Raw genomic sequence first — 9,328 nt, 5'->3', positions numbered from 1 at the left:
CCGTCGGTGGTGACTGCTGTCCTTTGTAGACGTCGGCGTGTCGATGCTCGACGTGGAACGGCCACCGTCCGATGATCCTTCGGTTCCCTGGCAGGACACGAAGAACGGATGGTGGCCGTGGCCACGATTGTGGACTACCTCGGTGGTCTGGTGTTGCCCGACACGCCCGCAACGCCGCTGCCCGCAGCGTTGGCGCCGGCGGCACGTTTGGCGGCGTTCCGCCGCGACTACTACCGGTGCTTGACGGCGAGGACGGACGCGTTGTTCGAGTTGACCGACGCAGTGCTGTGCGCTGACGGGCCGGTGACCAGCCTGGCCGAGTTGTCACTGACCGCCGAGCATCGCCGCGGTCACGGTGCCCTGTACGACGGCCTGAACTGGGGCGATATCGACATCGCCCGGCTGCGTGTGACGCTGGCCGGTCTGCCGCTGCCACGCACCGCCGATGCCCGGATCGTGTTGGCGGTCGATGTCAGTAACTGGCTACGGCCGGAAGCGGTGACCTCGCCGGATCGGCTGTTCTGCCACGTCTACGGCCGGGCCAAGGGCCAGGCGCAGATGATCCCTGGCTGGCCGTACTCGTTCGTGGCCGCGCTGGAGTCCGGCCGCACCTCATGGACCGCGATCCTGGACGCGCAACGGCTCGGCCCGGCCGATGACGCCACCGCAGTCACCGCCGACCAACTCCGCGACGTGGTGAACCGGCTCATCGAGGCGGGGCACTGGCGCCAGGGTGACCCCGAGATTCTGATCGTCGCCGATACCGGCTACGACACCGCCCGGCTCGCCCATGTGCTGACCGACCTGCCCGTCCAGTTGCTCGGCCGGCTCCGCGCCGACCGGGTGCTGCGCCTGCCCAAACCGGCCCGGCCGGCGGGCACCACGGGTAGGCCACCCAAGCACGGGCCCGAGTTCCGGCTGGACACCCCGGCCACCTGGCCGACACCGCAACACCAGACGACCACTGCCACCAGCCGGTACGGCACCGCAACCGCGGCCGGCTGGGACCGGCTGCACCCACGCCTGACCCGCCGCACCTGCTGGATCGACCACCACGGCGACCTACCCGTCATCGAAGGCACCCTGATCCGCCTCCAGGTCGAGCATCTGCCCGGCGACCGCGACCCCAAACCACTGTGGCTGTGGTGCTCCGCCACCGGTGCCACCGCCGCCGACATCGACCGCTGGTGGCAGTCCTTCCTACGCCGATTCGACCTGGAACACACCTTCCGCCTGTTCAAACAAACCCTCGGCTGGACCCGCCCGAAACTACGCACCCCACAAGCCGCGGACCGCTGGACCTGGCTGATCATCGTCGCGCACACCCAACTGCGGCTGGCCCGACCCCTCGCAGCGGACCTACGCCGCCCCTGGGAACGACCCGCGCTGCCGGGCCGACTCACCCCAGCCCGCGTCCGCCGCGGGTTTCGGAACATCCGCCCGAACACCGCCCTGCCAGCCAGCGCACCGAAACCCGGCAAACCCGGACCCGGACGCCCGCCCGGCTCACGAAACCGACGCCCCACACCCCGCCACGACGTCGGCAAAACCGTCAAACGCGACCTGACCATCACCGCGCACAACCAGCGCAAAGGTTAAAGAACAAGCTTAGGCGGCACCGTTCGATGGCCTCGCGGTGACGGCCCCAGAATGTGATCTTGGTGGGGGTGCGGCGGCTGCGTTGTGCGCAGGCGGCGATCGCCGCGGGTGTGCCAGTGCTGATCGCTGGCTCATGGGTGGCCAGTGGCTGGGTCGGGTCGCAGGACACCCGAGCTCGGGTGCCGGTCGGGGTGTGGCCCAGGGTCGGGTGGCCCGGGGTTCGCACCCCGGCCTCCCTTCCCGGCAGGCGCACACGGGCATGGTGAGGATGCCGCGAACCGCCCCGGCGGACCAGTCACTCGATCTTGTTGTGCGGGGTGTGCCGCAGTCGTTTGGGTGACCGGGGTCCTTGACGAACCGAGGGGGACCAGGAGATCATCCCGTCTCGTCACGGGCGTCATCCGCCACGATCGCGGGAAGGTCGAACATGGGATCGAGCGCACGCGTAGCGGCGGGTCTCCGTTGAGCAGCGACACGCAGGCGCCGTACCGGGTGACCGGGACGAGGGAGCACTTCCAGGGCGCGCTCTTCAGCGTGGTGACCGACACCGTGAGGATGCCGGACGGCACCAGCGCCGTGCGCGACTACCTGCGCCACATGGGGGCGGTCTGCGTCGTCGCCATCGACGACGAGGAGCGGGTCGTGATGCTGCGGCAGTACCGCCACCCTGTGCGGGAGGTGCTGTGGGAGGTGCCGGCGGGGCTGCTCGACGTCCCGGGCGAGGATCCGTCGGCGGCCGCCGCCCGGGAGCTCGCGGAGGAGGCTGGTCTGACCGCCGCGCGCTGGGAGCTGCTCATCACGATCTATACCACGCCGGGGATCGCCGACGAGAAGATCCGGATCTTCCTCGCCCGCGATCTGTCGCCGGTCGGCCCGGAGTTCGCGTACGAGCGGGTCTTCGAAGAGGCGACGATGACGCTGCACCGCATACCGCTCGACGAGGTCATGTCCATGATGGATCGCGGAGAGATCACCAACGGGGTCCACGCGGTGGGCCTCCTCGCCGCATGGCGCCGCCTCCGCGCCTCCTGACGGTTCGCGGCCTCGGCCGCTGATCGCACGGCACATCTCACGATCTCGGCGTGTCGCTTTTGCCTGCCCTTGCGCGGTGTCGTCGCCGGTTTCGTCTCGCCATTGACTCCGGCGCGTAACACGGACGATACTGTTGGCCGTCCAGTCAGACTGGTCATACCAGATGCTCCACCTCTCGCTGGAAGGAGTGTCCGGAGCACCTGATTCCAGTACCCACATGACCTCGGAGGAAGCTTGTGAAGGTACTCAGACCCATCCGGGCGGCGCTGGTCGCCACCGCCGCGGGCACGGTCGCCGTGGTCGCGGCGGTCTCCGTGACCGTGCTGCCCGCGTGGGCGGACACGAACATCGCCGCATCCGCCACCGCTACGGCCAGCAGCACCTACTCCGGCTACTCGGTCAACGCCATCAAGGACGGCGTCGTTGCCGGCTACCCGGCCGACGCCAGCAAGGAATGGGCCAGCAACGGCCAGAAGGTCGGCGCGTGGGCGCGGCTCACCTGGTCGTCCGCGCAGAGCGTCACCAGTGTCGTCCTCTTCGACCGCCCCAACACCGCCGACCAGGTGACCTCCGGCACGCTCACCTTCAGCGACGGGTCGTCGCTGCCGGTCGGCGCCCTGGTCAACAACGCCTCCAGCGGGACGACGGTCTCGTTCGCGGCCAAGACGGTCACCTGGGTGCAGCTCACGGTGGACAGTGTCAAGTCCACCACCGCCAACGTCGGCCTCGCCGAGTTCGAGGTCTACGGCGGCAGCGGCCCGAGCCCGTCGCCCACCACGGCCACGCCCACCACACCCCCGCCCACCTCGCCCCCGCCGGGCACGTGCACCCAGTACCGGATCTGCGTCGTCTCCCCGGCGTACGGGTCCACGGTCACCGGCAACACCGTGATCACCATCTACGCCCCCGGCATGCAGAACCTCGCCTGCCGCGCCTGGCACCAGCCGGACGCGAACAACTCGTCGCCGAACGGCTACGACAGCTGGTTCGCCATCCTGCCGCCCGACCCGGTGACCGGCCTCACCCAGTGCACCTTCCCCGCCTCCCAATACCCGCACGGCCCGACCAACCTCCAGGTCAGCGCCTGGGACTCACCGGCCGGCAACCCCAACTACACGAAGGAAGACCACGTCTACTGGTCGCTCTACAACGACGTCGGCGTGTCCTGGAACGAGGGTGTTCCGGCGGCGCCGCCGCAGGCGGCCGGCATGAGCGTCGCGTACCTGGAGGACTTCAGCGGCCCGCTGTCGACCTCGCGCACGGGCGCCGGCGCCACCTACGCCTCGACCGGGCCGTACGACCCGACCGGTGCCGAGTTCGGTGACGCCATCTTCGCGGAGCAGAGCTCGTCGGAGAACCCCTTCGCGATCCTGGAAAACGAGTACCTGCGGATCCGCGGACACAAGGCCGCGCCGGGCTTCCCCGACCCGAAGGGCTGGGGTCGGACGTACGTCGGCGGCATGCTCTCGTCGCTGCGTACCGACGGCACCGGCTTCGCCACTACGTACGGCTATTTCGAGGCCCGGATAAAGGCGCCGGGCGGCTACGGCCCGTGGCCCGCGTTCTGGGTCATCGGCAAGAACAGGGTCACCGAAGGACTGGTGCCCAGCGCCGAGCTGGACGCCGTGGAGCTGCACGCCCAGTCGACCAACATGAAGCGGTCGAGCCGGGCTGTGCACTGCTGGCGCTGCAACCCGGACTTCCACCAGAGCCACGTGCTCACGTCGTACGGGTTCGGCGACAGCGGCAACGCGTGGCACCTCTACGGCGTCAAGGTCACCTCGACCGACGTCATCTACTACCTGGACAACGTCGAGGTGTGGCGGATGCCCACGCCCGCACCGGCGCACGGCGACATGTTCTTCATGGTCGACCTCGCCATGGGCAGCGGCTTCCCGATCGACCTCAGCTACCAGGACAACAAGGCCGACATGTACGTCGACTACGTCCGCGTGTTCGACTGACAGCAAACCACCAACCGGCCGGGTTGGCCGTGTCGCCTCGCGGCGGCGCGGCCGCCCGGCCCACACGCAATGTCCACAGGGGACAGAAGTAGGGAAGCGGTGCAAGTGCAGGAGACCCAGACCCAGGTGCTCGTCGTCGGCGGTGGCATGGGCGGAGTCGCGGCGGCCCTCGCGGCGCTGCGCAACGGGGCGAGCGCCGTGCTGACCGAGCCGACCGACTGGCTCGGCGGCCAGCTCACCGCCGCGCTGTGTCCGCCCGACGACCACCGCCGGATCGAGCACACCGGCGCGTCGCGCGCCTACCGCCGTTTCCGGGAGGCGATCCGGGACTGGTACCGGAAGAACCTTCCGCTCACCGACGCGGCCCGCGACGACCCGCGGCTCAACCCCGGTGCCGGCTGGGCCAGCCCGCTCTGCGCCGAGCCGCGGGCGGCGCTCGCCGTCATCGACGAGCTGCTCGCGCCGTACCGGGCCGACGGGCGGCTGCGGCTGCTGACCGAGCACACGCCGGTGGCCGTACACACGACCGGCGACCGGATAGACGCGGTGACGCTCCTGTCCACACGAGACGGTGGCGAGGTGACCGTGCACGCCCGGTACGTGCTCGACGCCACCGAGTTCGGCGACCTGCTCGACCTCGGCGGCATCGAGCATGTCAGCGGCAAGGAGTCCCGGGCGGAGACCGGCGAGCCGAGCGCCGCCGACACGGCCGACCCGCTCGACATGCAGAGCGCCACCTGGTGCTTCGCCATCGAACACCGCGAGGGTGAGGACCACACCATCGACCGGCCCACGGCGTACGACCACTTCCGCGCCTGGCGGCCGCCAGCCTGGCAGGGGCGCCCGATCCTCGACTACCTCGGCCCGGCCGAGGCGGACATCCCGCCGCGCCCGTACCAGCTAGTGGTCAACCCCGACGACGACCCGCGGGCGATCGACGCGGACCACCGCAACCTGCCGCACTCGCTGGAGCTCTGGACGTACCGCCGGGTGCGGTGCCGCCGGCAGCTCCAACCCGGCACGTACGACAGCGACATCACGGTCGTCAACTGGCCGATGAACGACTACACCGGCGGCCCGATCTTCGGCACCCCGGACGCCGCGTTCCACCAGGAGCAGGCCCGGCAGCTCAGCCTCTCACTGCTGTACTGGCTGCAGACCGAGGCACCCCGCCCCGACGGCGGCACCGGCTGGCCCGGCCTGCGCCTCTGCCCAGACGTCACCGGCACCGCCGACGGGCTGGCGAAGATCCCGTACGTGCGGGAGTCGCGCCGGATCCGGGCCGTGACCACCATCGTCGAGCAGGACGTCTCCATCGCGATCCTCGGCGACCGGGACGCCCGGCGCTACCCCGACTCGGTCGGCGTGGGGCACTACTACTGGATCGACCGTCACACCACCACCCGGGGCGGCATCGTCTCCGGCGGCCTGCCGCAGCCGTTCGAGATACCGCTCGGCGCCCTGCTCCCGGTGCGGGTGACAAACCTCCTCGCGGCGGCGAAGAACATCGGCACCACCCACGTCACCAACGGCTGCTACCGGATGCACCCCGTGGAGTGGGCCTGCGGCGAGGCGGCCGGCGCACTGGCCGCCCACTGCCTCGCCACCGGCGCTACCCCGCACCAGGTGCAGGCGCGGCCCGAGGCGTTCCAGGAGCGGCTGACCGCCGACGGCTTCCAGCTCCGCTGGCCCGAGGGGACCCGATGGTGAGCCCGGGCACGGTCACGTCGGTGCTCGGGCCGGTCGACCCCGCCGACTGGGGGCCCACCGACTGCCACGGCCACCTGTTCATCCAACGTGGACTCCCGGTCGAGCTGGAGCCGGACTTCCTCCTCGACGACGTGGAGGCCGCGGTCCGCGAGACCACCGCCATGCGCGAGGCCGGCGGCCGGGTGGTCGTCGACTGCATGCCGATCGGCGTGGGGCGCGACGTCGACGGGTTGACCGCCGTCGCGCGCCGGACCGGGACCGTCGTCATCGCCAGCACCGGCTTCCACCGCGCCCGCTACTATCCCGCCGACCACTGGGTACGCCGGTACGACACCGACCGTATCGCCGAGATCGTCGTCGCCGAGTGGACCGACGGGATCGGCCGTTCGCGCACCCGGCCGGGCGTCGTCAAGGTGGCCACCACCGGCGACGTACCCACCCCGGTCGAGGCGAAGCTCCTCGTCGCGGTCGGCCTCGCGGCGGCGGAGACCGGCCTGCCCGTCATCACCCACACCGACAGCTTCCCGGCCGCGCTGCACCAGCTCGACGTGCTGGAACGGCACGGCGTCGCCCCGGAGCGCGTGATCCTTTCCCACATGGACCGGCACTGCGACGCCGACCAGCTCGCCGAGGCCTGCGCCCGCGGCGCCACCGTCTGCCTGGACTGGCTGGGACGCCTCGACCGCCGCCCCGACGAGGTGGCGGTGGAGCTGACCCGCGGCGTCGTCGAGCGCGGCCACGGCGACCGGGTCGTGCTGGGACAGGACCTCGCCCGCCGGCAGTACTGGGAGAACTACGGCGGCGGCCCCGGCCTGGCCCACCTCTTCCGGACCGTGGTGCCCAAGCTCGCCGCGCACGGGCTCGGCCCGTCCGAGGTCGAGGCCATCATGGTGGAAAACCCGCGCCGGGCGTACGGCCATGCGTGACGGGCTCGCGATCGGCCTCGACGTCGGCACCAGCTCGGTCACCGCCGTCCTCTTCGACCCGGAGCGGGGCGTGCTCGCCCGGGCCGGCGCGCCTTACGATGTGGACACCCCGGCACCGGGCTGGGCCGAGCAGGACCCGCGCGCCTGGTGGTCCGCGGCGGCCGACGCCCTGTCCCAGCTCGACCGCTCGGGGGTCACGGCGATCGCGGTGTCGGCACAGGGTGCGGCGCTCGTCCTGCTCGACGCGTCCGGCCAGCCGGTGCGCCCGGCGCTGATCCACCTCGACAGCCGCGCCGCCTCGGTCACGCTCGACCCCCGGCTACACGCGGAGATCCTCGCCGCGAGCGGAAACGCGATCGGGGCGTGGAACGTGGCCAGCAAGCTCGCCTGGATCCGCCAGCACGAGCCGGACTCGCTGGCCGGTACGGCGACCGTCACCTCGGCGGCCGGCTCGCTGCTGACCTGGCTCACCGGCCGGCGGGTGCAGTCCGCCAGCGACGCCGGCATCTCCGACCTCTTCGACCGGCCGGCACGCGACTGGTCCGCACCCGTGTGCCGGGCCGCCGGCGTCGACTGTGGACTCCTCCCCGAGATTGTCGCCGCGACAACCGCGGTCGGCGCGGCCCGGGCGGATCTGGGCCTGCCGCCCGGTACCGTCGTCGTCGCGGGCGGGGAGGACGCCCCGAGCGCCGCGCTCGCGGCCGGCGTCACCTCGCCCGGCGACGCTTTCCTCAGCCTCGGCACCGCGGCCGTCGTCGGCGTCGGTACGCCTCGCGGCGCGTCGAACGACAGCCGCCTGCTCAGCTACCCACACGTCTGCGACAAGGTTGACATCATGTCCGGCTCGATGACCGGCGGCGGGGGAGCGCTGGTCTGGTGGTCGTCGGTCACCGGCCGTCCGGTCGGCGAGCTGCTCGACGAGGCGGCCCGGACCCGCCCCGGCGAGGCGCTGTTCCTGCCGTACCTGGCGGGGGAGCTGCACCCGGTGAACGACCCGCACGCGCGCGCCGTCTTCGCCGGCCTGTCGCTGGCGACCGGCCGGGCCGAGCTGACCCGGGCCATTGTGGACGGCACCGCCGCAGCGATCGCCGACAACCTCGCCGTAGTCGCCGAGGCGGGCAACCCGGCGACCGTCCTGTCGGCCACCGGCAAGCCGTCCCGGTCGGCGTTCTGGATGCAGGCCGTCGCCGACGCCGCTGGCGTGGCGGTGGAGTCGGTGGACGAGGAGGGCGCCGCGCTCGGCGACGCCATCCTCGCCCTGGCCGAGACCGAGGAGGAGATCGCCGCGCTCGCCCGCGCCCACCGCCGCGTCCGAGACCGCCGCGACCCCGATCCGGCCGCCGCCGGCGCCCACCGGGAGCGCCGCGCCCGCCTCTCCGCCTTCTACGCCACCGACCGCGCTCTCCGGCGGTAGGGCGGACCGTCAGCGCAGCGACCAGCCGGCGTCGACGCGTACCACGGTCCCGGTGGTGTGCGCCGATCCGGTGCCGAGCAGCCAGCAGACCGCGTCGGCGACCGTCGAGGCGCCGCTGGGCGCGCCGGAGAGCGGCATGAGCGCGTCGAGCCGGCCGCGGATCTGCGGGTCGGTGCTGGCACGGGCGGCCATCGGGGTGTCGACGAGCGCCGGTGCGACGAGGTTGACGCGGATCCGGCGTGGCGCGGCCTCGTACGCGGCGGCCTCCACCAGGGGTACCAGCGCCGCCTTCGACACCCGGTAGGCGACCGTGAGGAAGCTCGGATCCAGCGAGCTGGCGAGGACCGAGCCGACGAGGACGATCGATGCGCCGGGTTCGCAGCGGGCGAGGGCAGCGCGCAGAAACCAGAACGCCGAGCTGAGATTGACCCGCAGCAGGGTCTCCCACGCCTCGTCCGTGCACGCGGAGAGCGGGCCGTCGCCCAACCGGCGACCGCTCATGCCGATCGCGTGCACCGCCCCCCGCAGCGGGCCGTCCGGGGCGGCCGCCTCGGCCACGCCAGGGCGGGTGATGTCCACAGTGGGCAGATCGGTGCCGACCACCTCCCACCCGGCGCCGGTCAGCCCGGCCACGCAGGCGGCGCCGATACCACCGCTCGATCCAGCGACCCAGGCGCGCACGC

The 9,328-nt window shown here is 72.0% G+C and carries 7 protein-coding genes; 6 read left to right on the top strand and 1 reads right to left on the bottom strand.

The window, feature by feature from the left end; translation table 11 throughout:
* Positions 1 to 177: 177 nt before the first annotated feature.
* From RB614_RS42705 to RB614_RS42680, 6 genes are all read left to right on the top strand, one after another.
* Positions 178 to 1,599 (top strand): NF041680 family putative transposase, encoded by a 1,422-nt coding sequence (locus RB614_RS42705; protein ID WP_308712986.1) that lies wholly within the window; start codon positions 178 to 180, stop codon positions 1,597 to 1,599.
* A gap of 462 nt (positions 1,600 to 2,061) precedes the next feature.
* The gene (locus RB614_RS42700; RefSeq protein ID WP_308718442.1) at positions 2,062 to 2,631 is read left to right on the top strand and encodes an NUDIX domain-containing protein; all 570 of its coding nucleotides are present in this window, start codon (positions 2,062 to 2,064) and stop codon (positions 2,629 to 2,631) included.
* A 236-nt stretch (positions 2,632 to 2,867) separates the two neighbouring features.
* Positions 2,868 to 4,595: a glycoside hydrolase family 16 protein gene (locus tag RB614_RS42695; RefSeq protein WP_308718441.1), complete on the top strand. Its 1,728-nt coding sequence runs from the start codon at positions 2,868 to 2,870 to the stop codon at positions 4,593 to 4,595.
* Between the two features lie 99 nt (positions 4,596 to 4,694).
* Positions 4,695 to 6,305: an FAD-dependent oxidoreductase gene (locus tag RB614_RS42690; RefSeq protein WP_308718440.1), complete on the top strand. Its 1,611-nt coding sequence runs from the start codon at positions 4,695 to 4,697 to the stop codon at positions 6,303 to 6,305.
* Entirely contained in the window at positions 6,299 to 7,231 is a 933-nt protein-coding gene (locus RB614_RS42685) for a phosphotriesterase family protein (RefSeq protein WP_308718439.1), read from the top strand. The genes RB614_RS42690 and RB614_RS42685 overlap by 7 nt, the downstream gene beginning before the upstream one ends.
* Entirely contained in the window at positions 7,224 to 8,645 is a 1,422-nt protein-coding gene (locus RB614_RS42680; RefSeq protein ID WP_308718438.1) for a xylulokinase, read from the top strand. The genes RB614_RS42685 and RB614_RS42680 overlap by 8 nt, the downstream gene beginning before the upstream one ends.
* A 9-nt stretch (positions 8,646 to 8,654) precedes the next feature.
* Here the strand turns inward: RB614_RS42680 and RB614_RS42675 are convergent, their stop codons facing one another.
* Positions 8,655 to 9,326 (bottom strand): SDR family NAD(P)-dependent oxidoreductase, encoded by a 672-nt coding sequence (locus tag RB614_RS42675; RefSeq protein ID WP_308718437.1) that lies wholly within the window; start codon positions 9,324 to 9,326, stop codon positions 8,655 to 8,657.
* Between the last annotated feature and the right edge of the window lie 2 nt (positions 9,327 to 9,328).

The organism is Phytohabitans maris, assembly GCF_031085175.1.
Classification (GTDB): Bacteria; Actinomycetota; Actinomycetes; order Mycobacteriales; family Micromonosporaceae; genus Phytohabitans; species Phytohabitans maris.
The sequence above is the reverse complement of the archived record's forward strand: the minus strand, read 5'-3'. Positions and strand labels throughout refer to the sequence as shown.

What these genes read in the sequence shown, in the direction of transcription:
- RB614_RS42685 (WP_308718439.1), top strand. Translation starts at nt 6,299, where the DNA reads ATGGTGAGCCCGGGCACGGTCACGTCGGTGCTCGGGCCGGTCGACCCC.
- RB614_RS42680 (WP_308718438.1), top strand. Translation starts at nt 7,224, where the DNA reads ATGCGTGACGGGCTCGCGATCGGCCTCGACGTCGGCACCAGCTCGGTC.